21 protein-coding genes, 1 pseudogene and 2 CRISPR repeat arrays are annotated in these 24842 nt (G+C 71.9%); of the genes and pseudogenes, 13 read left to right on the top strand and 9 right to left on the bottom strand.

The features are described 5' to 3' along the window. The first annotated feature begins 57 nt into the window (after nucleotides 1–57). The 4 genes from ACSIH6_RS06320 (at nucleotide 58) to ACSIH6_RS06305 (ending at nucleotide 9587) form a co-directional block, all read left to right on the top strand. Entirely contained in the window at nucleotides 58–2103 is a 2046-nt protein-coding gene (locus ACSIH6_RS06320) for a hypothetical protein (protein ID WP_435107279.1), read from the top strand. 28 nt (nucleotides 2104–2131) lie between these two features. Then, complete coding sequence (locus ACSIH6_RS06315) at nucleotides 2132–3673, top strand: ABC transporter substrate-binding protein (RefSeq protein WP_435107278.1); 1542 nt, start codon at nucleotides 2132–2134, stop codon at nucleotides 3671–3673. A 235-nt stretch (nucleotides 3674–3908) separates the two neighbouring features. Continuing rightward, nucleotides 3909–6086: direct repeats of the CRISPR family, unit length 29 nt; unit sequence GTGCTCCCCGCGCACGCGGGGATGGTCCC. 132 nt (nucleotides 6087–6218) lie between these two features. Next, on the top strand, nucleotides 6219–6596 hold the full coding sequence (locus ACSIH6_RS06310; protein ID WP_435107277.1) for an ASCH domain-containing protein: 378 nt from the start codon (nucleotides 6219–6221) through the stop codon (nucleotides 6594–6596). Nucleotides 6597–6905: 309 nt separating this feature from the next. Then, a CRISPR array of direct repeats spans nucleotides 6906–8156; the repeat unit is 29 nt; unit sequence GTGCTCCCCGCGCACGCGGGGATGGTCCC. Between the two features lie 294 nt (nucleotides 8157–8450). After that, a complete protein-coding gene (locus ACSIH6_RS06305; RefSeq protein WP_435107276.1) occupies nucleotides 8451–9587 on the top strand; it encodes a methyltransferase domain-containing protein in 1137 nt (378 codons plus the stop codon). A 6-nt stretch (nucleotides 9588–9593) separates the two neighbouring features. Here ACSIH6_RS06305 and ACSIH6_RS06300 read toward each other — a convergent pair. The 3 genes and pseudogenes from ACSIH6_RS06300 to ACSIH6_RS06290 form a co-directional block, all read right to left on the bottom strand. Next, nucleotides 9594–9770 (bottom strand): annotated as a pseudogene (locus tag ACSIH6_RS06300) (Scr1 family TA system antitoxin-like transcriptional regulator); the annotation flags it as partial. 239 nt (nucleotides 9771–10009) lie between these two features. After that, nucleotides 10010–10201, bottom strand: coding sequence for a DUF397 domain-containing protein (locus ACSIH6_RS06295; RefSeq protein ID WP_435107274.1), 192 nt, complete (start codon nucleotides 10199–10201; stop codon nucleotides 10010–10012). 1 nt (nucleotide 10202) lies between these two features. Next, nucleotides 10203–11042, bottom strand: coding sequence for a helix-turn-helix domain-containing protein (locus ACSIH6_RS06290; RefSeq protein ID WP_435107273.1), 840 nt, complete (start codon nucleotides 11040–11042; stop codon nucleotides 10203–10205). 186 nt (nucleotides 11043–11228) lie between these two features. On the opposite strand from ACSIH6_RS06290, the gene ACSIH6_RS06285 reads away from it, so the two are divergent. The 6 genes from ACSIH6_RS06285 to ACSIH6_RS06260 all read left to right on the top strand — a co-directional run bounded on the left by ACSIH6_RS06285 (nucleotide 11229) and on the right by ACSIH6_RS06260 (nucleotide 14797). Then, a complete protein-coding gene (locus ACSIH6_RS06285; protein ID WP_435107272.1) occupies nucleotides 11229–11645 on the top strand; it encodes a hypothetical protein in 417 nt (138 codons plus the stop codon). A gap of 163 nt (nucleotides 11646–11808) precedes the next feature. Next, nucleotides 11809–12060: a hypothetical protein gene (locus ACSIH6_RS06280; RefSeq protein WP_435107271.1), complete on the top strand. Its 252-nt coding sequence runs from the start codon at nucleotides 11809–11811 to the stop codon at nucleotides 12058–12060. Next, nucleotides 12057–12353 (top strand): hypothetical protein, encoded by a 297-nt coding sequence (locus ACSIH6_RS06275; protein ID WP_435107270.1) that lies wholly within the window; start codon nucleotides 12057–12059, stop codon nucleotides 12351–12353. The genes ACSIH6_RS06280 and ACSIH6_RS06275 overlap by 4 nt, the downstream gene beginning before the upstream one ends. 99 nt (nucleotides 12354–12452) lie before the next feature. Further along, a complete protein-coding gene (locus ACSIH6_RS06270; protein WP_435107269.1) occupies nucleotides 12453–12686 on the top strand; it encodes a BldC family transcriptional regulator in 234 nt (77 codons plus the stop codon). 147 nt (nucleotides 12687–12833) lie between these two features. Continuing rightward, nucleotides 12834–13970: an ATP-binding cassette domain-containing protein gene (locus ACSIH6_RS06265; protein ID WP_435107268.1), complete on the top strand. Its 1137-nt coding sequence runs from the start codon at nucleotides 12834–12836 to the stop codon at nucleotides 13968–13970. Then, nucleotides 13967–14797 (top strand): ABC transporter permease, encoded by an 831-nt coding sequence (locus ACSIH6_RS06260; protein ID WP_435107267.1) that lies wholly within the window; start codon nucleotides 13967–13969, stop codon nucleotides 14795–14797. The genes ACSIH6_RS06265 and ACSIH6_RS06260 overlap by 4 nt, the downstream gene beginning before the upstream one ends. 4 nt (nucleotides 14798–14801) lie before the next feature. Here the strand turns inward: ACSIH6_RS06260 and ACSIH6_RS06255 are convergent, their stop codons facing one another. The 4 genes from ACSIH6_RS06255 to ACSIH6_RS06240 all read right to left on the bottom strand — a co-directional run bounded on the left by ACSIH6_RS06255 (nucleotide 14802) and on the right by ACSIH6_RS06240 (nucleotide 19079). Next, nucleotides 14802–15407 (bottom strand): hypothetical protein, encoded by a 606-nt coding sequence (locus ACSIH6_RS06255; protein ID WP_435107266.1) that lies wholly within the window; start codon nucleotides 15405–15407, stop codon nucleotides 14802–14804. Beyond that, nucleotides 15404–16081 (bottom strand): hypothetical protein, encoded by a 678-nt coding sequence (locus ACSIH6_RS06250; protein WP_435107265.1) that lies wholly within the window; start codon nucleotides 16079–16081, stop codon nucleotides 15404–15406. Before ACSIH6_RS06250 ends, ACSIH6_RS06255 begins: the two co-directional genes overlap by 4 nt. Before the next feature lie 132 nt (nucleotides 16082–16213). Next, on the bottom strand, nucleotides 16214–18391 hold the full coding sequence (locus ACSIH6_RS06245) for an ATP-binding protein (protein ID WP_435107263.1): 2178 nt from the start codon (nucleotides 18389–18391) through the stop codon (nucleotides 16214–16216). After that, nucleotides 18375–19079: a response regulator transcription factor gene (locus ACSIH6_RS06240; protein WP_435107262.1), complete on the bottom strand. Its 705-nt coding sequence runs from the start codon at nucleotides 19077–19079 to the stop codon at nucleotides 18375–18377. The genes ACSIH6_RS06245 and ACSIH6_RS06240 overlap by 17 nt, the downstream gene beginning before the upstream one ends. A gap of 233 nt (nucleotides 19080–19312) precedes the next feature. Here ACSIH6_RS06240 and ACSIH6_RS06235 point away from each other — a divergent pair, with 233 nt between their 5' ends. From ACSIH6_RS06235 to ACSIH6_RS06225, 3 genes are all read left to right on the top strand, one after another. Then, on the top strand, nucleotides 19313–20053 hold the full coding sequence (locus ACSIH6_RS06235) for a L,D-transpeptidase (RefSeq protein WP_435107261.1): 741 nt from the start codon (nucleotides 19313–19315) through the stop codon (nucleotides 20051–20053). Nucleotides 20054–20120: 67 nt separating this feature from the next. Further along, the gene (locus ACSIH6_RS06230) at nucleotides 20121–20477 is read left to right on the top strand and encodes a hypothetical protein (protein WP_435107260.1); all 357 of its coding nucleotides are present in this window, start codon (nucleotides 20121–20123) and stop codon (nucleotides 20475–20477) included. 158 nt (nucleotides 20478–20635) lie between these two features. Further along, nucleotides 20636–21892 carry an FAD-dependent oxidoreductase gene (locus tag ACSIH6_RS06225; protein ID WP_435107259.1) on the top strand — a complete coding sequence of 419 codons (1257 nt, stop codon included), beginning with the start codon at nucleotides 20636–20638 and terminating at the stop codon, nucleotides 21890–21892. A gap of 75 nt (nucleotides 21893–21967) precedes the next feature. Here ACSIH6_RS06225 and ACSIH6_RS06220 read toward each other — a convergent pair whose 3' ends face one another. Together ACSIH6_RS06220 and ACSIH6_RS06215 are read right to left on the bottom strand one after the other, a co-directional pair. Beyond that, a complete protein-coding gene (locus ACSIH6_RS06220; protein WP_435107257.1) occupies nucleotides 21968–22441 on the bottom strand; it encodes a hypothetical protein in 474 nt (157 codons plus the stop codon). Continuing rightward, nucleotides 22438–24816, bottom strand: a complete 2379-nt coding sequence (locus ACSIH6_RS06215) for a molybdopterin oxidoreductase family protein (protein ID WP_435107256.1) — start codon at nucleotides 24814–24816, stop codon at nucleotides 22438–22440. Before ACSIH6_RS06215 ends, ACSIH6_RS06220 begins: the two co-directional genes overlap by 4 nt. Nucleotides 24817–24842: the final 26 nt, after the last annotated feature.

Below are 24842 nucleotides of genomic sequence, written 5' to 3'. Positions count from 1 at the left end.
TGCATCATATGTCGGTGGTGGATCGGAACGAGTGCGGAGAACGGAGGCCATCGGGTCGTGTCAAGTGGCGCGCAGGTGCCGGACGGTCATGAGACGCCGGTCGGGCAGGAAGCGCAGGCCGTCTGCTACAAGGAGCTCGTGGACCCGGGGTGGTCCGGTCCTCCGGGCCGCAGGCGTCCCATCCTGCTCGTCCAGGGACCCCGGGGATACGGCAAGTCCCACTTCGTCCTGCACAAGGCGCGGGAACTGGAAAGGCTCGGCGTCCCCTACGCCCACCTCGACCTCGCCGACGCCAGATACCACTCCAGCGTCCCCGACGCCTTCGCCGCGATCTCCTCCCACCAGGAGAAGGGGCTCGCCCGAGCCCTGAGGTACTACGGGCGCCTCCAGTTCCCCCGGCTCTGGATCAGCCTGATCACCGTCCGCCTGGAAATTGACCCCGACGGGGAGTCGGGCGACGAGGGCGACATCAGGAGCCGCAACGACCGGGCGCACGCCGAGATCACCGCCCTGGTGGACCAGGTGTGGCCCAGCGGTATGGGGAGGCTGAGCAGGTTCCTGAGTGAGGCGGGCGACCTCATCCCGCCCGCCGAGCTGGTCGGCGTCGACCCGTTGCCCGTCGACCTCGCCAGGTGGGCCGCCGCGGTGTCGGGCGTGGGCGTCCGCGTCCTGGAGCGCGTCTTCGAGTGGATGCGCGCCCAAGGCCAGGGCGGGCAGGCCCGGGAACAGGTGGCCGACTCCCTGTACCACCTGTGGCTCCAGGCGCGCGAGCCCGACGCCGTGGACGCCGTGTCCCGCATCTCCAACCGGGAGAAGGTGGGCCGCTTCCTGAGCGAGGCCCTGTTCACCGACCTCCAGCACGCGGCCAGGCGCGTGGGCTACCAGCCCACCCCGGTCCTGCTGCTGGACAACGCCGACCGGGGTGTGGGGCCCGTGCTCCTGAGGTCCCTGGCCGAGGTGCCGGCGCCCTTCACCAGGGCCGCGTTCTTCGGCGGCGTCGGCTTCCCGGAGCCGCTCACCGTCGTCGCTACCGCGGCCGAGACGGTCGACGGGGTACCCCTCGAACGGTTCTACGAGGACACCCGGCAGTACATGCGGTTCTCGTCCCTGGCCCCGCTGGACCGGCGCGCCATCGGTGAGCTGTTCTCGCGCGCCCGCTCCCGGGCCAAGGGCAGCGGCCACGTCTCGAACGAGATCGTCGACCTCCTCGCGGACTTCACCGGAGGGCACGCCGGTACCACCGCCCAGCTCGCCGACGCCTGGGTCGCGGTCCGGGGCACCAGCCTGCACGCCGCGCTCGCCCACCGCCCCGTCGACCCGGTCACCAGGCTGGAGTCCGCCGTGACCGTCGAGGAGGGCATGCTCACCACGGCCCTGGGCGTTGATCCGGACCGCCTCGACCAGCGCCTCCGGGAGGCGCTGGTCACCTGCTCCGCCGCCAGGGACCCCGACGCGGGGCTGTGGCTGAATCGGTCGGGCGAGCTCACCGAACGTGTCGAGGAGGAGCGCCTCCTCGACCACCCGCTGTGGGACCGGACGGCCCCGGAGGCGACCACCGTGCTGCGTCGCCTGCTGTCCCGCAGCCTGGCCCGGCGCCCGAGCGGGGCCCCGGGGAACTGGGACGCCGTCCACCGCAGGCTCGCCGACCACTACGAGAGCGGGGAGTCCGACAACCGGCGCTCCGCCGAATGCGCGATCTACCACCGCCTCTGCGCGGGGCAGCTCGACCGCGTGGCCTGGCACCTCCAGGGCTGGCTGAGGGCGCCCGACATCGGCGGCGAGGAGTGGGTCCGCCTGCTGCGGGGAGTTACCGCGGCGCCCCTGCGGGTCCGCCCGTCGTTCCCGCTCCTGGACGCGTGGACGCACACCTGGCAGCGGCACGCGGCTCCGGAGGGCGCGGAGGAGACCGAGACCGTCCTCAAGCTCGTCGCGGCCCGCCAGATCCTCAACGACCCCGACCTCTTCCGCTCCGGGGCGCTGCACTCGGTCTGTCACATGGCGCTGAACGACCTCGCCGGACGGGCGCCGAGGGGAGCGGCGCACATCTTCGACGAGGCGGCGTGGCACCTGCGGCTGGTCGCCAAGTTCGGCGCCAAGGCATGAGCGACCGCCCGTCACAGAAGGGACGACCATGACCGGCCCCCACGAAGCGCCCCCGTCACCGCACGTGCCCGGCAGGCCGAGTTCCCTCGTTCGCAGGTGGCTGCGGCGGTGGTGGAAGCTGGTCGTCCCTGCACTGGCGCTCCTGCTGCTGGTCCCGGTCGCCCTCTACTGGGACGTGTTCACCTGCGGCGGGCCCGGAAGCGGCGTGCGCCTGTCCGAGGGGCAGTGCGTGGGCGTCACCGACGGGTCGTACGTCTACCACGAGGAGTACGCCGAGGTGCAGGCCGCCATCGCCCGGGAGAACGCCCGGGTGGAGGAGGAGGCCGACGGGCACGTCGTCCGGATCGCCTTCCTGGGCACGCTCACCTTCGGCGACGTCAGTCCCATGGACCCCGTCCGCATGGTCAGGTCCCTGGAGGGCGCCCACACCGCCCAGATGCGGGCCAACCACACCCCCCACTTCGGTGACCAGAGCCCGGCGATCCAGCTCCACCTGGCCAACATGGGCGGGCAGCAGGAGAGCTGGGAGCCGGTGGTGGACGAACTCGTCGCCATGGCCGGGGACGAGGAGAACCCCCTCGTCGCGGTCATCGGCATGGGGGTGAGCGTCAGCTCCACCCGGGACGTGGCCGCCCGCCTCGACGTGCACGGCATCCCCATGGTCTCCGCCGCGGTCACCGCCGACGGCCTGGCCCACCCGGAGACGCCGGGCCTGATGCGCGTCGCGCCCAGCAACACCGAGTACGTGCGGGCGCTGCGTGCCTATCTCGACGGCCTGGAGGAGATGCCCAGGGCGAGCCTGGTCTACGACGCCAACGAGCCCGACCTGTTCGTCGCCTCCCTGCGCGAGGCCTACGAGAACCAGCTCGGCGTCTACATCACCGGGCACCCCCAGGAGTACACCGGCACGACCGTGGGCGATCCGCCCCACGCGGGCCTGTTCAAAACGGTGACCCTCAACGTGTGCGCCTCGGACACCGACACGGTGCTCTTCGCCGGACGCGCCCCGGACCTCAAGGAGTTCCTCGCCTCCCTCGCCAGCCGGGGGTGCCAGGCCCGCCCGTTCCGGGTGCTGTTCGCCGCCATCGGCCTGACCGTCCTGGACGACGAGGAGATGATGGGATATCTGGACGACGGGGACATCACCCTGGTGTACGCCTCGGCAGTCGACCCGCGCTGGAGCGCGGGACAGGCCCCCGAGGACGCGCCGCCGCACTACGCGTCCTTCATGAACGCCTTCCACGAGTACATCGGAGGCGACGACCCCACCGTATTCAACAACGGATACGCCCTGGTCAACCATGACGCGTTCACCGTGGCGGCCAGCGCCGTGCGGATGACCAACGGGATGGACCTGGGCGGCGGCCCGCCCACCGCCGAGGAGGTGGGCTCCCAGCTGATGCTGCTCAACAGCGCCCACGAGGTCCGGGCGGGCGGCGGGATCCTCGGCTACAGCGACGAGTACGGCGGGGAGGCGGTCGGCCGGTACGTGCCCGTGGTCGAGCTGCCCCTGGAGGGGGAGGAGCCCAGGCCCCGCCCGCACATCATTGGTGGCGCCGGAGGGGTGTGAGACCCCGCTCTTGGACGGCCGCCGCGCTCGACGGGACCCGCAGGCGTCCGGCCTTCCGGGGCCGGGCGCGCGCGGGTGCCCCGGTGGTCGCGGTCTTGTTCAGCAGGGAGGGTGTGCGAGCCCCGTGTGTGAAACCATCGGTTGGATCGGACTTGGCTTTGTGGGTGGAATGTCTGTTTCTCGGGAAGTTGGAAATTTGGCTGCTTGCCGCTGGTAAGTTTCCAGGTCAGTGACTGTGCTCCCCGCGCACGCGGGGATGGTCCCGACATCGAGACCAAGCGCGACCACGGGTCCAGGTGCTCCCCGCGCACGCGGGGATGGTCCCTTCTCCACCGGGATCGGCGGCTTGCTCTTGGGGTGCTCCCCGCGCACGCGGGGATGGTCCCAAGAAGCCCTTGCCCGGGATGGGCAGGAAGCGGTGCTCCCCGCGCACGCGGGGATGGTCCCCGCCCTCAGATCACCGTTCACGGGAACCTTACGTGCTCCCCGCGCACGCGGGGATGGTCCCTCGTCGAGGTTCAGCTCCCGGCGGCACACGGCGCACACCTTGTGCTCCCCGCGCACGCGGGGATGGTCCCCGAGCTGCTGTCCGACTCGGCATGCCTGTGCGGTGCTCCCCGCGCACGCGGGGATGGTCCGCTTCACGACCTCCAGCGGGAGTGGAAGGTCGAGTGCTCCCCGCGCACGCGGGGATGGTCCCACGTGGTCGCGGTAGAACGCGCTGGGCGCCTTGTGCTCCCCGCGCACGCGGGGATGGTCCCGGAGAAGGACGTTCCCGAGGAGGCCAAGCCGGGTGCTCCCCGCGCACGCGGGGATGGTCCCCGGTCGGGCCCTCGTGTGTTGCTGTTCGGTCAGTGCTCCCCGCGCACGCGGGGATGGTCCCCGCAACGTGCTTATGGACGTCGCGGAATTCGAGTGCTCCCCGCGCACGCGGGGATGGTCCCACCACCGGCCAGGCCCGGACGGTCGCGCGCGCGTGCTCCCCGCGCACGCGGGGATGGTCCCTGCAACTCGGTTTCCTCCGCAGGCATCTCGCAGTGCTTCCCGCGCACGCGGGGATGGTCCCGTCCGCGAGCCCTACAGCATGACCTTCCACGAGTGCTCCCCGCGCACGCGGGGATGGTCCCCGGCGCCCCGGCGGCCCCGCGTCGCCGACCGAGTGCTCCCCGCGCACGCGGGGATGGTCCTCGTTGTAGTTGTCGACCCCCGTGGCGATTGCGGTGCTCCCCGCGCACGCGGGGATGGTCCCCGTCGCGAGCGTGCCGATCAGGGCGACGATGAGTGCTCCCCGCGCACGCGGGGATGGTCCGTCCCCGCGCGATGCCGGAGCTGTCCCGGGACTCGTCGTGCTCCCCGCGCACGCGGGGATGGTCCCACGGGGAGCATGAGCTCGGCGACGTTGTGGGTGTGCTCCCCGCGCACGCGGGGATGGTCCCATCACCAGGGCGACGAGCGCCTCGGCGACGTGGTGCTCCCCGCGCACGCGGGGATGGTCCCCGGGCGGGCGTCGCGCAGGCGGGTGCGCAGCAGTGCTCCCCGCGCACGCGGGGATGGTCCCCCCAGGTCAGGGAACTGGCGGACAGTGCCTCAGTGCTCCCCGCGCACGCGGGGATGGTCCCGGGCCCCACGCGGTCCGCTGGCCGACCTGGTGGGTGCTCCCCGCGCACGCGGGGATGGTCCCCCGCTGGGGGGCTCGATGCCGCGGCGGGCGTCGTGCTCCCCGCGCACGCGGGGATGGTCCCAGGAGGTGACCCAGTGGCCGAGGAATACGGGGGTGCTCCCCGCGCACGCGGGGATGGTCCCGCGGCTCCCCGTCGGGAAGCTGCCGACGTGCTGTGCTCCCCGCGCACGCGGGGATGGTCCCGCCCAGGGCCATGGTTACGCCTCCTCGGGGGTGTGCTCCCCGCGCACGCGGGGATGGTCCCCCGGAATGCCCCGACCAGGGTCCGGGGCACCAGTGCTCCCCGCGCACGCGGGGATGGTCCCGGGCGCTGTAGGGCCTGGCCGCCCGGCCTCAGGTGCTCCCCGCGCACGCGGGGATGGTCCCACCTCGCCGTCCGGATTCCCGTCCGCGTCAAGGTGCTCCCCGCGCACGCGGGGATGGTCCCGACTACAACCCGTCGGCCGAGGAGTCCCGCACGTGCTCCCCGCGCACGCGGGGATGGTCCCTGGGTAGCGGACGCCGCCTTCTCCACCACGAAGTGCTCCCCGCGCACGCGGGGATGGTCCCCGCCTCGCGTGCTGGTAGGAGGCCCCGGGGGAGTGCTCCCCGCGCACGCGGGGATGGTCCCCTGGGTGGTTGGGGCGAGAACCAGGCCGCTGAGTGCTCCCCGCGCACGCGGGGATGGTCCCCGGCCGCACATGGTGCGGACCGAGGTGTACGAGTGCTCCCCGCGTACGCGGGGATGGTTCATCACACCTGGAACGAAACAGGCCGGGCAGTACCGACCACTACGTTGACGCGCTGCTGTGGCTCGTCGGCGAACTGCTCACCGACCCGAAGCACTTCTTCCGAAGCTTCACCGTCAAGGAACTCGGACGACTCATGACCAACCGACCCGTCGACCTCGATCAGCGCCCCCGGGCACACGAGATGGGCATCTACAAGCGCTACTTCGACCTGATCAAGGCCGGAAGCAAGACCACGGAGATCCGGGTCAACGACTCCTCTCGCCAGCGGCTCAAGGTCGGGGACCTGCTGCGGTTCCGCTGCCGCGACGATGAGGTCTTGACCCGTATCACCCGCCTGGCCCGGTACACCGACTTCGACGAGATGTTCGACCATGAGCCAGTCTCCTCGGTGAACCCGACCGCTTCCAGGGCCGACCAGCTCCACAACATCCGGGAGATCTACCCGCCCGAGCGTGAGGCCCTGGGCGTGGTCGCCATCGGCATCGAGCTGGTGGACACGTCCAGCCTGTAGACCCAGCCCAAGGCCATCGCCTCAGGGGCGGCAAAAGGGCTGAGAGTGTGCTCGCCCACGGTGGTGCGCTTCCGTACCGCCGTGACGCGGTGGACTCAAGAAGGGCCGTGAACAGATTCCCTGATCGGTGATGGGAACGCGCGGACGCGCGGGTGACCTGCTGGTTGCGGTCCTGTTCGGCGGGGCGAACGTGTGAGCCCGTGTGTGAAATCATCGGTTAGCTCAGACCTGGCTTGTGGGGGAAATGTCTGTTTCTCAAAAAGTTGGAAATTTGGCTGCTTGCCGCTGGTAAGTTCCCAGTTCAGCGACTGTGCTCCCCGCGCACGCGGGGATGGTCCCAGGAGGAGCGCGCCCGCCGGGCCCGAGAGCACGTGCTCCCCGCGCACGCGGGGATGGTCCCGGCCTGGTGACGTTCCTGTCGACCGGCGTCAAGTGCTCCCCGCGCACGCGGGGATGGTCCCATCGACCAGTCGGTCACCTGGTCGGGCCGGTAGTGCTCCCCGCGCACGCGGGGATGGTCCCTCGTCGAGGTTCAGCTCCCGGCGGCACACGGCGTGCTCCCCGCGCACGCGGGGATGGTCCCCACGTTTGTGGAACTGGCCGAGAAGCCTGTAGGTGCTCCCCGCGCACGCGGGGATGGTCCCTCCGGCACCACCGGGGCTCACCCCGTGGTCACGTGCTCCCCGCGCACGCGGGGATGGTCCCGCGAGCGGGGCCACCCGGATCGACCGGGTGGTGTGCTCCCCGCGCACGCGGGGATGGTCCCGTCGGAGAGTACGGGAGCACGTTCAAGTGGAAGTGCTCCCCGCGCACGCGGGGATGGTCCCAGCGGCCTGCCCTGGGACGTCACCCTGTCCGAGTGCTCCCCGCGCACGCGGGGATGGTCCCGTCGACGTCGACGAGCGGCTCAGTCGAGATGAGTGCTCCCCGCGCACGCGGGGATGGTCCCGGGTGCCGCATGGGCCCCGGCCGCCCATGCCGGTGCTCCCCGCGCACGCGGGGATGGCCCCTGGTCGACGGGAGTGGTGGGGAACTCCGCTCGGTGCTCCCCGCGCACGCGGGGATGGTCCCCGGGACACAGGCACGAGCTCGGTGACGTTCTCGTGCTCCCCGCGCACGCGGGGATGGTCCCAAGGTGCCGTCCCACGTCACCCGTAGCCCACCGTGCTCCCCGCGCACGCGGGGATGGTCCCGCAGGAGGATGGGGGCGTGGTAGACCGCACGCGTGCTCCCCGCGCACGCGGGGATGGTCCCGCGTCGAAATGTGGTCGTGCCCCGCGAGGACTGTGCTCCCCGCGCACGCGGGGATGGTCCCTGTGCAAGGTCGCCGAGATCGAGCACCCGGAGGTGCTCCCCGCGCACGCGGGGATGGTCCCGTCGAGGATCGCGTGGACACCCAGGTGGAGGTGGTGCTCCCCGCGCACGCGGGGATGGTCCCCAGGTCGACGCCTGGTGGGCCGCCGCGCTCGGGTGCTCCCCGCGCACGCGGGGATGGTCCCATGGTCTACGTCCGCGCCGAGCTGCGGGCCGCGTGCTCCCCGCGCACGCGGGGATGGTCTCGTGGAGATTTTCGACGGCCAGGCTGCGGTCGCCGACAGGGGAGACGGCAGACACGAACGGCTGGGAGCCAGCGCTACCCCGGCCCGGCACCGCGCAACCGGCGCTGTTCGAGACCGGCCGATCCCATGTCAGCTAGTCGCAGGAGGGTTACCCTCTGTGTGAGCTGTTCCCCTGTGGAAGGAGTGCCATGGCCAAGCATGAGGGCCAGCCCAAGCCCAGTAAGCCGTTCGAGCCCGCACCGCCCTCCCCGGACTCCCCGACACCCGGCGGCGGCACCCGTGAGAAGCCCAAGGGATGACGAGCCCCGAGTCCCTCGCGGACGACCTGAGCCGGTCGGGGTACCTGACCGACCGGCGCTGGCACGCCGCCTTGGCCGCCGTCCCCCGAGAGCTGTTCATCCCGGCCGCCGCGGTGGCCGTGCCGGTGGACGGCTCACACCGGTACCCGATTGACCGTGACGCCGACCCCGACACCTGGCGCACCGCCGTGTACACCGACACCGCCATCGTCACCCAGCTCGACGACGGCGCCTCCGACCTATCCGCAGGCGTCGGCGACTACACCAGTTCCGCGTCGGCCCCCGGGATCGTGGTCGACTTCCTGGAACTGCTGGACCCCTATCCGGGCGACCAGATCCTGGAGATCGGCACCGGCACCGGATGGACAGCCGCCCTACTCACCTCCGAGCTGGGAGCGGAGGCGGTCACCACCATCGAGGTCGACGACCAGGTTGCCAAGGACGCCGCCACCAACCTTGAGCGCGCCGAGCTGGCACCGACCCTCATCGTCGGTGATGGCACGGACGGCTGGGCGAACGGGGCCCCCTACGACGGTGTACACGTCACCTGCGGCGTCCGCACCGTCCCGCGCGCCTGGGTCGCGCAGACCCGGCCCGGTGGTCGCATCGTTCTGCCATGGGTGCCCGGCTTCGGCCATGGCCACCAGACCCGACTCACCGTCATCGGTGAAGGCTGTGCGGTCGGCCGGTTCACCAACGGCAGCACGTACATGATGCTGCGCTCCCAGCGCCCGCCCGCCCCAGCGGCCGACGAGGGCGGCGACTGGCGGGAAGGTTCCACGTTGCTCGATCCGCGGCGCGTTGTCGGTGCCGACCCGGGTGCGCACGTCGCCATCGCGGGAATGCTCCCGGGTCTGTTCGGGCATGGCGCGAACGGCGAGGCGGGCACGTTCCAGCTCTGGCTCTGGGACGGCAACGGGTCGGCCGCACGCGTGGCCTACGATCCGCAGTACACGCGGTGTGGCGTCGAGCAGCAGGGGCCTCGGGCCCTGTGGGAGGAACTGGAGCACGCCTATCTCACCTGGGTCGGCTGGGGTCTGCCAGACCGGGCCCGGTTCGGGCTGACAGCCACCACCGAGGGCCAGCAGGTGTGGCTCGACGAGCCCACCCGCCTGGCAACGAACCCGATGTGACCGTGTCTCGATCGTCTCGCCGGGACGGAGGGCGGCCAGGCGCAGGTGGTTCATCAGGGTTCTGTATCGGGCGATCTCGTCGGGCTCCTCCAAGTAGATTCCATCGGTGTCCGTTTCCAAATAGACCACCGTGGGGTCGACCGATTCGGGAAACTCCAGGATGACGAAGAAGCCTTCGCTCCCCGTGCACGCGAGGATGGTCCTACTCGGGGGTGCTCCATCTCCTGGGGGCGGATGAAGCTGTCGGGACGGGAGCACTTCGGGCTCACTGTGACCGCGATCGGCCATCAGGTACGGCTCGGCGAACCTGACAATACGGTCCTGGCGGATAGTGTCCGACAACCCTGGGCGGTAGAGTGATCTCGGGAATCGAACACAGGGAAGCCCCGGCCTCATGGCCGGGGCTTCCCTGCTGTTGGCCTCTAGCCTTGCGAAGTCTTCACCGTGGTCACCAGGTGAGCCCACTCGCGAGCAGCGAACATCAGGTGCCCCTGTTCTCGATTCTGGGTGTCTCGCACGGCGGACCCGGTCGGCAGGTCTGCTACCTCTACGCAGTTCTGAGGCTGGGAGTAGGAGGACTTCCGGAAGAGGTCAGCGGGAATCGAACTGCTCATCTCAGGCAATCATTTCTCGTAGTCGGGCTATGGTGTCCTCCGGCTTGAGAGCCGTGAGGCGTAGGTGGCCGAACAGGGTGCGGTACCGGGCGACTTCGTCAGGTTCTTCCAGGTAGAGGCCGTCGGTGTCGGTTTCCAGGAAGATGACGGTCGGATCGACGATGTTCGGGAAATCCATGATGACGAACGGTCCGCCTGTGCCAGGGTGCAAGCGGTCGTGCGGCACGAGCTGAATCGTCATGTAGGGGTTCTCGGCAGCCTGGATCAGGTAATCGACCTGGTTGCGCAGGGTCTCCGGGTGGTCTCTGAGGCGCATGAGTGCCGTCTCGTCGAACACGAACCAGGCATCGTCGGGCGGGTCCTCGCGAAGGATGTTCTGCCGCTTGATGCGTGCGTCGACCACCCTCTGAACATCCTTGCTGTCCCGGACGAGCGCAGTGCGGGTGATCAGTTCGGTGTACTCCGGTACCTGTAGCAGACCCGGGATCACCGCGAGTTCCCAGTTGCAGATCACGCTCGCCTCAGCCTCGAAGCCGACGAACTTGCTCGACAACACGTCCTTGTAGCGCACCCACCACCCGCGTTCGCGGGACTGGCGGCACAGGTCCAGGACTGCCTCGCGGGTCTTGTCGTCGGTGACCTCATACACGTCCAGGAGCGTACGGATCTCTGCGACCTGCGGACGCTGGCGTTCACCCGATTCGATGTTGCCGATCTTGCCGCGCGACCACTCGGTGGCCGCCACGACGTCCTCCAGTGTCTTGCGGGCTTCGTGGCGAAGACGGCGTAGCTCCTCGGAGAGTCTGCGTCGACGCACTGTAGGGCTGTATCGGTCGCTCATCTGCTGCTCCTGGTGGGCCGGTGTACCTGATCGTATGACTGGCCAGGTGAAACCGGACAAATATGGAATACAGGGACTGTATTCCTTGAGGGTCTTGCAAACATGTATTCCATGTTTCAGTATGGAGGGTGTTCGATTCCCTCGCCGCCTTCCCAGCGGCACCCTTCGTCACCAGGAGGTCGCTCCGTGCGCTACCTGATCCAGTTCTTCGTCATGCTGTGGCGGGCGATAGCCCCGCCCGCCCAGGGCCGCCACGCGCGGTCCGCGCCGCCTCCCGCTCGAACCCAAGCCCCGCGCCGCCGCCCGCCCGTGCGTCGCCGCTGGGAGTGGCAGGACCTGCCGCCCCTTCCCCCGCAGCCCGTCGAACCCCCTGCGGAACGCGACCTGATCCCGCCCTATTACCGGGCATGGGAGCAGGCGCGAGCAGACAAGCGCCCCGCCCCCGACCACCTCGGCGGCGACCTCCTGCACGTCATCGCCCCGGCCGCGCCGCACCCGACCCCGCGCCCGCGTCCGTCCGACGACCTCACCGACCTGGCCGCCGTGGTCCGCCAGTGGCACACCGTCCAGACCGCCCGAACCGTCGAGGGGGTGAGGGCGTGAACTCCCTCGCCTTCCGGCCGCGCCACCATGGCAGCCACCACCGTCACCGCAGCCGCCGCGCCCGCCCCTTTCTGACCGCGCTCCCCATGGCACGGGTCGGCGTCGCCACGGGCGCCCTTCCGATCGTGCGCGCCGCGCACCAGGCACTCCGGGAGGCGAAACGATGATGTCCGCGACCACCGCCGTCACCGTCACGGACCTGACGTGCGACGACGTCCGCCTGTGCCGCGAGGCCAACGGGTCCGGCGCCCTCGCTTCCCTGGCCGTGGCCGCCTGCCACGTCGACCTCTCCCCGGGCTGGAGCACGCACGGCCGCGCCGCGCGGGTCGCCGCCCTGGAGAAGCTCGCCCGCCTGGCCGCCCAGGCCGCGCACGAGCTGCGCGAGTCCGGCCAACGCCAGGGGCGTGAGCCATGACCGCCGTACCCGAGCCGCGCCGCGAAGCCAGGACCGTGTTCGAGGTGCACGAGGTCGAGAGCAGGGAGGCCCTGCACGCCTGGGCGCGCGCCCACGGGGTAAGGGTCCGCTACCTGGGCTCGACCTGGCAGCACGAGGAGGTCTACGGAGCCCAGCAGGGCACGCAGGTCCGCGTGTGCCGCACCCCCTGGGAGCACCACCGCCTCCACCCGCTCGTGTGGAGGTCACCGCTGGAGGCACTGCCGCTGGAGAAGCTGCCGTCCATCCCCCGGCAGCGCACACCCACTACCTGAACCGGTCGCGTGCCGGGCGGCCCCGAGCCCCCGGCGCGCGGCCCTCCACCCTTCACCTCCTGCTTCTCGCCCCGCCTCCACCCCCGACGAAGGACAACCGTGCCCAACAAACCCCACACACCCCGTAAGCCCCACGCATCCCATGCCGACCTGCCCGTTTCCCTGCTCACCGTGGCCGAGGTGGGCGACCTGTTCAGGGTCAACCCCAGGACCGTGAACCGGTGGGTCGCGCAGGGGCGCATCCCCGTGGTGCGTACCCCCGGCGGCCACCTCCGCTTCGACCCGGCCGAGGTCCGCCGACTGCTCCGGGCCGACCAGTGGCCCGCCACCTGAACCCCTGCGCGTGCCGGAGACAGCGCCCCGCGCCCGGACCGGAAGAAGATTCTGTACGCCGTACGGAATTATCTCCGGTTCCCTTGTGTTGCCTGGAGCGTAGGGCGTACTGTACGGCGTACGACAAGCGGTGGAGAGGGGAACGCTGTGAACACGACCGGAGGCGCGATCACCGCGCGCGGTCTGGGCAAGCGCTACGGGAACAGCTGGGCGCTGCGGGGGTTCGACCTGGCCGTGCCCGCGGGCAGCGTGTGCGGGCTGCTCGGACCCAACGGCGCTGGCAAGACCACCGCCGTGCGCGTCCTTGCCACGCTGCTGCGCGCGGACGAGGGCACCGCGCGCGTCGCCGGGTACGACGTGGCGTCCCAGGGGGACGCGGTCCGCCGGAGCATCGGACTGGTGGGCCAGAACGCCGCCGTCGACGAGGTGCTCAGCGGACGGCAGAACCTGGAGATGTTCGGCCGCCTGTACCACCTGGGCGCCCGGCGCGCCGCCGCGCGGGCCGACGAGCTGCTGGAGCGCTTCCGCCTGGCCGACACCGGCCGCAAGCCGGTCAGCGCCTACTCCGGAGGCATGCGCCGACGCCTGGACCTGGCCGCGAGCATGATCCTGTCCCCGCCCGTGCTGTTCCTGGACGAACCCACGGTAGGGCTCGACCCGAGGGGCCGCAACGAGGTGTGGAACGCCGTCCGTGCCCTGGTGGCGGGCGACACCACGGTGCTGCTCACCACCCAGTACCTGGAGGAGGCCGACCAGCTCGCCGACCGGATCTCGGTGGTCGACTCCGGCCGCGTCGTCGCCGAGGGAACACCGGAGGAGCTCAAGTCCCGCCTGGGCGGCGACCGGCTCGACGTGGTGCTCCACGAGGCCGCCGCGCTCGACGGGGCCGCCGCCCTCATCGGCCGGGTGACCGGCGAGCGGCCCGAGATCGAGGCCGACGCGCGCCGGATCGGTGTCGGCGTCCGGAACCGGGTCGCGGCCCTGACCGAGGTGGTGAGGGCGCTGGAGGAGGAGGGGATCGCGGTGGAGGACGTCGCGCTGCGCCGACCGACCCTGGACGAGGTGTTCCTGCACCTGACCGGCGGTCATGAGGGCCGTGGCGACCGCGATGACCGTGGTGGCCGTGGTGGCGCCGAAGGAGCCGGTGAAGCCGGTGACCGCGACACCGGTGGCAGTGACGGTCGCGACGTTCGTGGGGACCGCAGTGACCGCGATGACCGCGAGGACCACGGCGAGCGCGGAGGGCACGAAGATCGCGGCGACTGCGTGGGGGAGAGCCGATGAACGACACCACTGTCCGGGCCGCGGGGCCCGCGCCCGCCGACCGGCTGCTCTGGGCGCTGGCGGACGGGTGGACCATCGCCCGGCGTGACGTCGTCCACTGGCTGCGCCAGCCTGGCCAGCTCGTCGCGGGACTGCTGTTCCCCGTGGTCATGGTGCTGATGTTCGGGTTCCTGTTCGGCGGGGCGATGACCGTGCCCGGCGGCGGGGACTACCGCGAGTTCCTGATGCCCGGCATGTTCGCCATGGCGATGGTCTTCGGGGTGGGCGAGACGGTCACCGCCGTGTCCCAGGACGCCGTGCGCGGGGTCACCGACCGGTTCCGCTCCATGCCCATGGCGCCCTCGGCCGTCGTGGTGGGGCGGTGCGCGGCGGACATGCTCCGGTCGGCGATCACCCTGGTCCTGCTGGTCCTGTGCGGCCTGCTGGTGGGGTGGCAGTGGAACGGCACCGCCGGTGAGGCCGCCGCCGGAATCGGGCTGCTCCTGCTGCTGCGCTTCTCGCTGGTGTGGGTGGGCGTCTACGTGGGCCTGGCCGTGCGGGGCGAGGGCGCCGTCACGGCGGTGCACATGCTGGAGTTCCCGCTGGGCTTCCTGTCCAACGCCTTCGTGGCGACGGCGTCCATGCCGGTGTGGCTGGGCGCGGTCGCGGACTGGAACCCGCTGTCGTCCACGGTCGCCGCCACCCGGGAGCTGTTCGGCAACCCGGGGTGGGGCGGGGAGGGCTGGATAGCCCAGAACGCGGTGCTCATGGCCGTGGTCTGGCCGCTGGTGCTCACGGCGGTCTTCTTCCCGCTGTGCGTGCGGCGGTTCCGGGTGCTCGGCCGCTGAGGGTTCAGGCGTCCGGCTGCGGGCCCGGGTCCTCCTCCAACGCGGCGAGGAAGGCCCGGGCCCGCCTGCGGTTGCGCGCGGTGAGCGGCATCGCCACGAACAGCATGAGGGGGAACACCACGAGACCCACGATGTTGCCCCAGAACCCGGGTCCGGTGGCGTACGTCACCGACCACAGGTTCAACGCCAGACCCAGGCCGAAGATGGCGGACATGGTCTTCGGCCAGTACTGCTGCCGCAGGACCGCCTCGGCCTGGTGGCGGGCGATCTGGTTGACCAGGGGATCGGTGCCGGGGACTCCGCCGCGGACCAGCCGCGCGGCCTCGCGCATCCTCGCCCGGTCGGTGCCCGGCGGTAGGGGGGTCGTAGGAAGCGATCTGACGATGACCACGGCCATGAAAATGCCGAAGAGGGCTCCCGAAGCCGCCCCGAACGGAAGGGCCCACACGGCGCTGTCCCCCATGGCTCGGAGGAAGAAGGCCCAGAAGATCCCCGTGAAAGCACCGAAGAAGAGGCCGACGACGAGGCCAGCGCGGATCGCGTAACCACGCGGGTCCCGGTGGGCGTAGGCCCTGATGCGGACGAACAGGGGAGGGCGCTGCTCGTTCATCGGCCCGTCTTTCCGTACGCGGTTTCGTGAAGTGCGCGGAACCTACGTGCCCTCTCCAACCGCCGGAACTGGAGGGGGGCCAAAAACATGATCGCTCCGAAGAAGGCGAAGCTGTTGGCCTGGATCGCCATCTGGTTCAGGTCGCCTTCCCGAGCACCCCAGGCGAAAGCGGCGGCGTTCATCGCGAGCATCAGGACGCCGCAGGCGACAGGGACCAGTCGCAGGGCCGGGGGGAACAGGAGCCCTGCGTTCGAGGTGAGGGTGTCCGCCCATGCCCGGGCCACCTGATCGGTCCAGGGGTCGTTGCTGAGTACACCGCCGTTCACCAGCGCCCTCGCGGTCCGTGCCTGCTCGGGCGTGGTCCACGGAGGAAGCCGTCCCGGCCGTACCGGTCCCCGGGTGGACAGGAGGGGGAGGAGCAGGGAGAGGGGAAGGACGAACAGGGCCACGGTCGCGGCCGCGACCGACAGGACCGCCGCGAACTCCCCCCACTCCCGGAACACTCCGGAGACGTCCTCCGAGACGACGTCGAAGAGCATCATCGCTCCGGCGTTGACCGCCTGGTTCCCCAGGAACACGCCGAAGAGAATCGCCAAGGTCGTCACCCAGCGGTCGTACGACCGGGCGTAGCCCTCCCCGACGTTCGGGACACGGACGTTCGGGGGCTGGTGCACGCATCCTCCGCGGGCCCGGGGCAGGGGGAAGCGCGGTCGGGCCGGTGTCGCGCCTGCCTGAATCCTAGACGAGACAGGGCATTCCGGGCGCGACGTGACCGCCTCCGGTCGCGGCCGGAGGCCCGGTCACCCTCAGTCCTCCGCCAGCCACTCCGAACCCTCCGGCCACTCCGGTTCCTTCGTTCCCTCCGCTCCCTCCGGGCCCGCCAGCGGCAGCCGCACCGTGAACGTTGTCCCCTCACCGACGACGCTCTCCACCGACACCGACCCGCCGTGCAGTTCCACCAGGTTGCGCACGATGGCCAGCCCCAGCCCGCTGCCACCAGTGCGCCGGTTGCGCGACTTGTCCGCACGCCAGAACCGGTCGAACACGTGCGGCAGGTCCTCCGCCGGGATGCCCACGCCCGTGTCGGCCACCTCGATGACCGCCTCCCCGCCCGAGCGGCGCGCCCCGACGGTGACCGTCCCGGACGCCGGGGTGTGCCGCAGTGCGTTGCCCAGCAGGTTCCCGACCACCTGGACCAGCCGTGTCCGGTCGGCGACGACCACCACGTCCCCGGCCTCCGCCACCAGCCGCAGCCCGGCCCCGGCGGCCCTCAGCCGCTGGCTGTCCACCACCTGCTCCACGAGCGCCCCGGCGTCCACCGGCTCCGGGGACAGCCGCAGCCTGCCCGCGTCCGCCAGCGCCAGGTCCTGGAGGTCGTCGACGATGTCCTGGAGCAGCAGCGTCTCGCCGACCAGCATCCCCATCCGCTCCCGGTCCAGGTCGGCGATCCCGTCCTGGGCCGCCTCCAGCCAGCCGCGCAGGTTGCTCAGCGGCGTCCGCAGTTCGTGCGAGACGTCGCTGACCATCGCCCGGCGCTGCTTCTCCAACCGCTCCAGGTGTTCGGCCATCTCGTTGAACGCGTCCGCCAGCTGCCCGATCTCCCCGGAGTCGCGCACCTCCACCCGCGAGCGCCCGCGCCCCTCGCGCATCCGCCGCACCGCGTCGGTGAGCGCGCGCACCGGGCGGACGAGGCGCGTGGACACCGCCACGCTCACCACCACCGTCAGCACCAGTACCAGCAGCACCACACCGAACACCCGAACCAGACCCTCGCCGGTCAGCGGCACGACGCCCGACGCCTCCGCCTCGGGGTCGTCGATGAACAGCAGCGCCGCCGGGGCCACGTAGGGGTCGAGCTGCTCGCGCCGGGCGGAGTCCAGGCACGCGGAGGTGCGCGTGTCGAACCGCGGCGGCTCGGGAGGCGCACCGGACCCCGGAACGCCCGACTCCTCGGGAACCGCACTCGGGAGCTGCTCCTCCTCGGGTACCTCGGGCCACCACGGTTCCTGCGCCGGTGCCGGTTCGTCCTGCACGGGAGGCGCGCCCGAGCCACCGGGCGCGTCCTGGACCTGTGCGGACGGTTCCACGGGCACGGGGTCCGCGCCGCTGTCGGGAACGGCCGTCTCCTCCCCGGGCGGCGCCCAGGATCCGGTCTCGTCCTCGGGCATCCCGAGTTCGCGCGGAGCGTGGGCCTCGTCCGCGAAGCCCCCGGGGTCCGACACGGAGCCGAAGGGCAACGCCACGGGAACCCCGAGGGCCCCGTCCATCCGGTACTCCGCCTCCACCTCCGCCTCCTCGGGGGCCTCCACGCCCAGACAGGTTCTGAACAGCCCGTTCAGCTCGTCCAGCGCCTTCCGCTCCCCGTCGGTCGGCTCCTCCAGCGATTCCAGCCCGCATTCCAGCCACCCGTACCGGTCCGCCTGGGCCCCGGTGACGGTGGGGCGTCCGCTCGGCCCGTCCTCCACCTCCACCGCCAGCCCGTACAGGTCGCGCAGGCAGGCGGCGGTGTTCTCCGCGACCTCGGCCAGCCGGAGCTGTTCCTGCTCCGACAGCGCGAACGGCCCCACGGCACGGGGATCGATGCGCCCGTTGACGTCGGAGGCGAGGGTGACGTCCACCGCCAGCGGGTCGACCACCGAGGTCGTCCGCGGCGGAAGCGGCCGGGCCTCCTCGGCCGAGTCCGCGATCAGCCCGCGGTTCTCGGTGGTCAGGACGATCCGCCGTCCCGTCTCCTCGGACAGGTGTCCCACCGTCTCGCCCACGCCGTCCCACCCGGGATGGGCGGCGGCGTAGGCGACGAGCGTGTCGTGGATGCGGGTGTCCACGGCCAGGGTCTCCCCCTGCTGCACGGTGAGCGACTCCGACGTCCTCTGCACCGCCAGCCACGCCGTCGCGAAGATCGAGCAGACCGCCACCAGCACCGAGCTGGCCAGCAGGCGTGCCAGCAGGCTGTGCCGCAGCGCGCCCCTACGCCGACCGGTCATCGGCCTTCCCCACGAGCTTGTAGCCGACGCCGTAGACGGTCACGAGCCGCACCGGCCTGCGCGGGTTCGGCTCCAGCTTCCGGCGCAGGTTCTTCACGTGCACGTCGATGGTGCGCTCGGTGATGAACCGGCTCATGCCGTGGATGTGCTCCAGCAGCTGGGCGCGCGTCAGGACCCGGCCCGGCTGGGCGGCGAGCGCGGCGAGCAGCTGGAACTCGGCGGGCGTGCACGTGACCGGGGACCCGTCCACCCGCACCGCGTGGCGCGACGGGTCCACCGCGACCGGGCCCGCGCGCAGCACCCGGTCCGCGTCGTCGGGGTCCCTGCGCGAGCGGCGCAGCAGCGTGCGCACCCGCGCCATCAGCTCACGCGGGCTGTAGGGCTTGGTGACGTAGTCGTCCGCGCCCAGGTCGAGCCCGGTCAGCAGGTCCTCCTCGGTGGAGCGGGCGGTGAGCATCAGCACCGCCACGTCGGACTCCGCGCGCAGGGCCCGGCACGCGTCGAGGCCGCTCATGACCGGCATCATCACGTCCAGGACGACCAGGTCGGGGCGGTCCCGGTGGTGCGCCGCGACCGCCGCGCGCCCGTCGTGCACGACGCGGACGAAGTGCCCCTCGTGCTCCAGGTAGCGCCGGATCAGGTCGGCCTGGTTGACGTCGTCCTCGGCGACCAGCACATGCGCGCACACGGTGACCTCCGATCGGCTTCCGGCCCGGTCGGGCCTCGGTGCGGCTCGATCGTACGCGTGCGCGCGAGGGCGCCGGAGCGGGCCGGTGGAGCCGCCGCAGGTCACCACACGGGACCCACACGACGGGCACACGGGTTCTTCACATTCGTCGGCCAGTGTTCGTTGTCGTCCGGAGCGCGAGCACACCGGACGCCTCCCCAAGCGAAGCCGGATGGAATCCCATGCGCCCAACGATGCCCGTGAGCCCTACCCGGGCTCTGACGTCCCTCGCGGTCGCCGCTGCCCTGACAGCGCTCACGGCCTGTTCGTCCGCCCCGGCCGACGAACCGGCGTCGGGGGAGGCGGCCGCCGACACCGCCGGGGACGGCGGCGTCGAGGGCGTGGAGATCGCCACGGTTCTCGGCGACGGGGTCGCCGTCCACGCCGAGCCCGGCGGCGAGGAGGTGCTGCACACCCTCGCGAGTCCGAACGACTTCGGGGTGGACCGCACGTTCCTCGTCGAGCGCAACGAGGGCGAGTGGCTCCAGGTGCTGCTGCCGGTCCGACCGAACGGCAGCACGGGCTGGGTCAGGAGCGACGAGGTGTCGCTGGCCTTCACGGAGTACCGAGTGGAGGTCGACACCGGCGACTTCGCGTTCACCGTCTTCGACGGGGACGAGGAGGTGCGTACCGGGGTGATCGGCACGGGGGAGGGCGAGACCCCCACTCCCGAGGGCCGCTACTACTTCACCGAGCTGCTCCAGCCGCCGGACCCGGAGGGGCCCTACGGGGTCTACGCCTTCGGCCTGAGCGGGTTCTCCGAGACGTTGGAGACGTTCGCGGGCGGGCCCGGCCAGCTCGCCGTGCACGGCACCAACGACGAGGACGCCCTGGGCCGCCAGGTCAGCCACGGGTGCGTCCGGGTCTCCAACGAGGACATCACCTGGATGGCCGAGAACCTGCCGATCGGCACCCCGGTCGAGATCTCCGCGTGAGCCGACCGGCTCCGGACCGCCGCGCGGGACGGTATCCCGCGCACACGAACCACACACGAGGACTGACATGCGTCTGAAGAACTACCTGATCGTCGCCGGTTTCGCGGCCGCCGCCCTGTTCGGCGGCTCCCCCGCCTGGGCCGACGACGCGGTCGCCCTTTCCGCGACCCCCGCCCCGGTCGACTGCCCGGCGGACCCCTCCCAGGAGCCCGCGCCGCCCGCCGAAGAGTCCGGTGCGGGGGTCGAGCCGTGCGAGGACTCGGCGCCGCCCGCCGAGGAGGCCGGGGCTCCCGCACCGGACGAGGCGGCCGAGCAGGAGGCCGAGGAGGCCGGGGCTCACGCACAGGACGAGGCGGCCGAGCAGGAGGCCGAGGAGGCCGGGGCTCCCGTCCCCGTGCCCGCTGACCCCAACTACACCGGCTGACCGACCGGTCCATGATCGGTGTCACCCCGTGGCGCGCACGGGGTGACACCGCGAGGGCGGGGCCCACCGCACACGCGGCGGGCCCCTCCGTGCGCTCCACCCGCGGCTCGCCGGGCCGAGTCCGGGCCGGTCGCGGGCGGCTGGCCTACTCTGGCGCCATGACTGATCTGCCGCAGCGCTGCGACGCCGTGGTCGTGGGGGCGGGCATGGCCGGACTGGTCGCCGCCGCCGACCTCGCCGCCGCCGGGCTCGACGTGACCGTCGTGGAGGCCGGGGAGTCCGTGGGGGGACGCGTCCGCAGCGACGTGCGGGACGGCTACGTGCTCGACCGCGGCTTCCAGATCCTCAACACCGCCTACCCGGCCGTCCGCCGCCGTCTGGACCTGGACGCCCTGCGCCTGAGGTCCTTCCCCAAGGGGATGGCCGTGCGCACCGACCGGGGGCTGCTGCGGCTGCACCCCTCGCCCTCCGGGGCCCTGTCGTCGCTGTCCCTGCTGTCCGGCTCGCTCGTACGCCCCTCCGACCTCTTCCGCCTGCTGCGCGCCGTGGCCGCGGACGCCCTGGAACCGGCCGACCGGATCAAGGCCCGGCCCGAGACCGACACCCTCACCGCGCTGCGCCGCCTCGGCCTGGGCAAACGGGCCGTGAACACCCTGGTGCGCCCCTTCCTGACCGGCGTCTTCCTCGACGAGTCCCTGAGCACGTCCAGCAGGGTCAACGACCTGGTCTGGCGCAGCTTCGCGCGGGGGCGGCTGACCGTCCCGGAGGCGGGGATCCAGGCCGTCTCCGAACAGCTCGCGGCGCGCGCCGGGAGCGCGCGGTTCCTGCTGGGGACGGCCGCGCACGAGGTGGTGCCGGGGCGGGTGCGCACCGAGGCGGGGACCGTCCACGCCCGCGCCGTCGTGGTCGCGGTCGGCCCGGGTGCGGTGCCCAAGCTCCTGCCCTCGCTGCCCGCACCGGTGCTCAACCCCGCCACCACCTACTACCACTCCCGTCCCGCCGGACCGGAGGACGACCCGCTCCTGCACGTGGACGGGCGCTCCCGGCGCATCGGGACCAGGCTGACCAGCGTCATGGTGCTGACGGCCACCGCCCCGTCCTACGCGCCTCCCGGCCGGGCGCTGATCGCCTCCTCCACGGTGGGCCCCCACCAGCCCCCGGAGGCCGAGGTGCGCGCCGAGGCCGCCGGGATCCTGGGCGCGCACGACGGGGACTGGGAACACCTGGAGACGGTGCACGTGCCCGACGCCCTGCCCGCGGCGCCGCCGCCCCTGGGCGACCTGCGCCGTTCGGTCCGACTGGAGGAGGGCCTCTACGTCGCGGGCGACCACCGCGACACGCCCTCGCTCCAGGGGGCCCTGGTCAGCGGGGAGCGGGCCGCCGCCGCGGTCCTGGCCGATCTCGTCGGGCGGTGAGCCCGCCGCGGCCGCACGTACGGCTCCGTGCGGGCGGCCGCGTCAGCCTCGCGCGGAACGGATCCGCGCGGTCCCTCAGGTGACCAGGATCTGCGGCGAGACCGTCTTGAGCATCGCGTCGGCCCAGCTCATCTGCCGTAGCGACTGCGGGTGGCACCGCTTGGTGAGCGCCAGCAACCCGGCGTCCGCGGTCACCTGCGCGCCCTGTCCGAGCAGATCCCAGTCCAGCGACACGCCCGCCGCCATGCGGTACAGCCGACGCAGGTCCGCCAGGAGCAGCAGATCGGGGTCGGAGTCGTCGCCCGGCAGCTCGCCCGCCTCCTCGGTGGGCGGGTCCGGGTTCTCCAGCTCCGGCTCCCCGAGGTCCAGGCCGTAGCGGGTACCGGCCTCGGCGATCTCCCGCACGTGGTCGCGCGACCAGCGGACCAGGTCCCTGGCCACGTGGTGGATCTCCTGCTCCTTCTCGTGCCGGTCGGCGATCCTGAGCAGCTCCCCGGCCAGGGCGCTCTCGGCGTCGTACAGTTCGCGCAGGGCCACGACGATCCTCATCGCGCACCTCCGGTGACGTGTTCCTCGGAGGCGGCGTCGGGACCGCCCACGGTCTCGGGCACCCCGGCGCCGACCGGCCGGGACGCGGTCGTCGTCGGCGCGGGCGCGGGCGAGCCGTCCCCAGGCCCCAGGAGCCGCAGCCGGGCCGCCGCGGTCTTGAACAGGGGCTGCTTGGACACCGGGTCCCAGTCGGTGACGGTCGTCTCGTTGGCCGCCCGGTCCCGGTCGACGGAGCCCCCGTCGGCATGTCTGTCCCAGTAGCCGTAGTGGAACGGGACGAACAGCACCCCGGGGCGGATGCCGTTGATCCGCGCCCGCGCCCGGATCACCCCGCGTGGCGAGGTCACCTCGACGGGATCGCCTTCGGAGATCCCGGCCTCCCGGGCGTCGGAGGGCGAGACCTCCACCCAGACCTCGGGGGCCGCCCGTTGCAGCTGCGGTGAGCGCCCGGTCTTGGTGCGCGTGTGGAAGTGGTAGAGCGTGCGGCCGGTGATGAGCGCGAAGGGGTACTCCCCGCTCGGCTCCTCGTGCGGTGGCAGGTACTCGGCGGCCTTGATGATCGCCCGGCCCTCGGGGTTCATCGCCTTGTACTCGGTCGGCTCCAGCGGCGCCCCGGTGACCAGGTCGCGGCCGTAGCTCTCGCACTGGTCGGGCGCCGCCCAGAACCGGCCGTCGGCGTAGAGGCGCTCGGTGCCGTCCGGGTTCTGGTCGTTGCAGGGCCACTGCACGCCGCTGCCTCCGCGCAGCCTGCCGTAGGTGAGGCCGGTGTAGTCGCACGGCCGTCCGGCGGTGGCGCCCTTCCACGCCTCGAAGGCCGACTCGGGGTCGTGCCACCGCGGGAACGGCGCGCCGTCCCTGTCGCGGAAGTCCATCCGCCGCGCGTAGTCCAGGAGGATGTCCAGGTCCGACCGGGCCTCGCCGGGCGGGTCGACGGCCTTGTCGGACAGGTGGACGGTGCGGTCGGTGTTGGTGAACGTGCCCGTCTTCTCGCCCCAGGTCGCGGCGGGCAGCACCACGTCGGCGAGTTCGGCCGTCTCGGTCAGGAAGATGTCCTGCACCACCAGGAACAGCCCCTCCCGCGCGAGCACCGAGCGGATCCGCGCCAGCTCGGGCAGCGACACCGCCGGGTTGGTGGCGCTGACCCACAGGAACCGGATCGACCCCTTCTCGGCGTACCGCATGATCTGCATCGCGTGGGTGGGCGGCGCGTAGTGCGGGATCCGCATCGGGTCGAGGTTCCACACCGCGGCGAGATCGCTGATGTGGTCGTCGTTGCTCCAGTTGCGAAAGCCCGTGAGGTCGCCGTCGGCGCCGCACTCGCGCGTGTTCTCCGCCGTGGGCTGCCCGTTCATCTGGAGGACGCCCGCGCCCGGCCTGCCGAGCATGCCGCGGATCAGGTGGATGTTGTTGACCTGCACGGACGCGGCTGTCGCCTGATGGGACTGGTAGAAGCCCTGGAGCACGGTCGACATCAGCCGCTCGGCGCCGCCCAGGAGCACGGCGGCCTCGCGGATCCGCTCCGCGGGGACCCCGCAGATCCCGGCGGCGCGCTCGGGCGGGTACGCCTCGACCTCCGCGACCAGGGAGTCGTAGCCGACCGTGTGGGCCTCGACGTAGTCGTGGTCGACCATGTCCCGCCGGATGATCTCGTGCAGGATGCCGTTCATCAGCGCGACGTTGGTCCCCGGCAGCGGTGCCAGGTGCAGCGCGGCCTCCCGCGCCACCGGGGTCGGCCGGGGGTCCACGCACAGGATCCTGGGCGGGTTGGGCCCGGCCAGCCGGTCGAGCACGCGTGTCCACAGCACCGTCTGCGTCTCGGCCATGTTGTGGCCGTAGAGGGCGATGACGTCGGCGTGGTCGATGTCGGTGTAGGAGCCGGGCTGTCCGTCGCAGCCGAACGACTCCTTGAGCGCGGCGGCCGCGGTGGCCGTGCACAGCCGGGTGTTGCCGTCCATGTGGTTGGTGCCGATGGCGCCGTGCCCGATGGCGGCGAGCGTGTAGTACTCCTCAAGGAAGAGCTGGCCGCTGGTGTAGAAGCCGATCGCGCTGGGACCCTGTTCGTCGAGCAGTTCCCTGCTGCGCCGCACGACCAGGTCCATCGCGGTGTCCCAGTCGGTCTCGACCAGTTCGCCGTCCCGGCGCACCAGGGGCCGGGTGAGCCGGTCGGGCGAGTGGTTGGCCTGCCACCCGTAGAGGTCCTTGGGGCCCAGGCGTCCGTGGTTGACCCGGTCGCCCTCCCGGCCCCGCACCCCCACGATCCGGTCGTCCTTGACCGCGATGTCGAGTGCGTCGCCGTTGGAGTGCAGGATCGTCGCGGACTGCACCCAGCGGTCCACCTGGTCGGGGCCCACCCCCTCGGCCAGGTGGCTGTCCACTCTGGTCGGCCATTCCTGGCCGGGCC

Source organism: Nocardiopsis synnemataformans (assembly GCF_965343085.1).
Taxonomy (GTDB): domain Bacteria; phylum Actinomycetota; class Actinomycetes; order Streptosporangiales; family Streptosporangiaceae; genus Nocardiopsis; species Nocardiopsis alborubida.
The sequence above is the reverse complement of the archived record's forward strand: the minus strand, read 5'-3'. Positions and strand labels throughout refer to the sequence as shown.

Bases quoted from the DNA above. Each gene is read 5' to 3' on its own strand.
- ACSIH6_RS06260 (WP_435107267.1), top strand. From the start codon at position 13,967: ATGAACGACACCACTGTCCGGGCCGCGGGGCCCGCGCCCGCCGACCGG.
- ACSIH6_RS06255 (WP_435107266.1), bottom strand. From the start codon at position 15,407: ATGAACGAGCAGCGCCCTCCCCTGTTCGTCCGCATCAGGGCCTACGCC.
- ACSIH6_RS06245 (WP_435107263.1), bottom strand. From the start codon at position 18,391: ATGACCGGTCGGCGTAGGGGCGCGCTGCGGCACAGCCTGCTGGCACGC.
- ACSIH6_RS06280 (WP_435107271.1), top strand. From the start codon at position 11,809: ATGATGTCCGCGACCACCGCCGTCACCGTCACGGACCTGACGTGCGAC.
- ACSIH6_RS06295 (WP_435107274.1), bottom strand. From the start codon at position 10,201: ATGAGCAGTTCGATTCCCGCTGACCTCTTCCGGAAGTCCTCCTACTCC.
- ACSIH6_RS06220 (WP_435107257.1), bottom strand. From the start codon at position 22,441: ATGAGGATCGTCGTGGCCCTGCGCGAACTGTACGACGCCGAGAGCGCC.
- ACSIH6_RS06235 (WP_435107261.1), top strand. From the start codon at position 19,313: ATGCCCGTGAGCCCTACCCGGGCTCTGACGTCCCTCGCGGTCGCCGCT.
- ACSIH6_RS06290 (WP_435107273.1), bottom strand. From the start codon at position 11,042: ATGAGCGACCGATACAGCCCTACAGTGCGTCGACGCAGACTCTCCGAG.
- ACSIH6_RS06275 (WP_435107270.1), top strand. From the start codon at position 12,057: ATGACCGCCGTACCCGAGCCGCGCCGCGAAGCCAGGACCGTGTTCGAG.
- ACSIH6_RS06310 (WP_435107277.1), top strand. From the start codon at position 6,219: ATGACCAACCGACCCGTCGACCTCGATCAGCGCCCCCGGGCACACGAG.
- ACSIH6_RS06230 (WP_435107260.1), top strand. From the start codon at position 20,121: ATGCGTCTGAAGAACTACCTGATCGTCGCCGGTTTCGCGGCCGCCGCC.
- ACSIH6_RS06225 (WP_435107259.1), top strand. From the start codon at position 20,636: ATGACTGATCTGCCGCAGCGCTGCGACGCCGTGGTCGTGGGGGCGGGC.
- ACSIH6_RS06315 (WP_435107278.1), top strand. From the start codon at position 2,132: ATGACCGGCCCCCACGAAGCGCCCCCGTCACCGCACGTGCCCGGCAGG.
- ACSIH6_RS06305 (WP_435107276.1), top strand. From the start codon at position 8,451: ATGACGAGCCCCGAGTCCCTCGCGGACGACCTGAGCCGGTCGGGGTAC.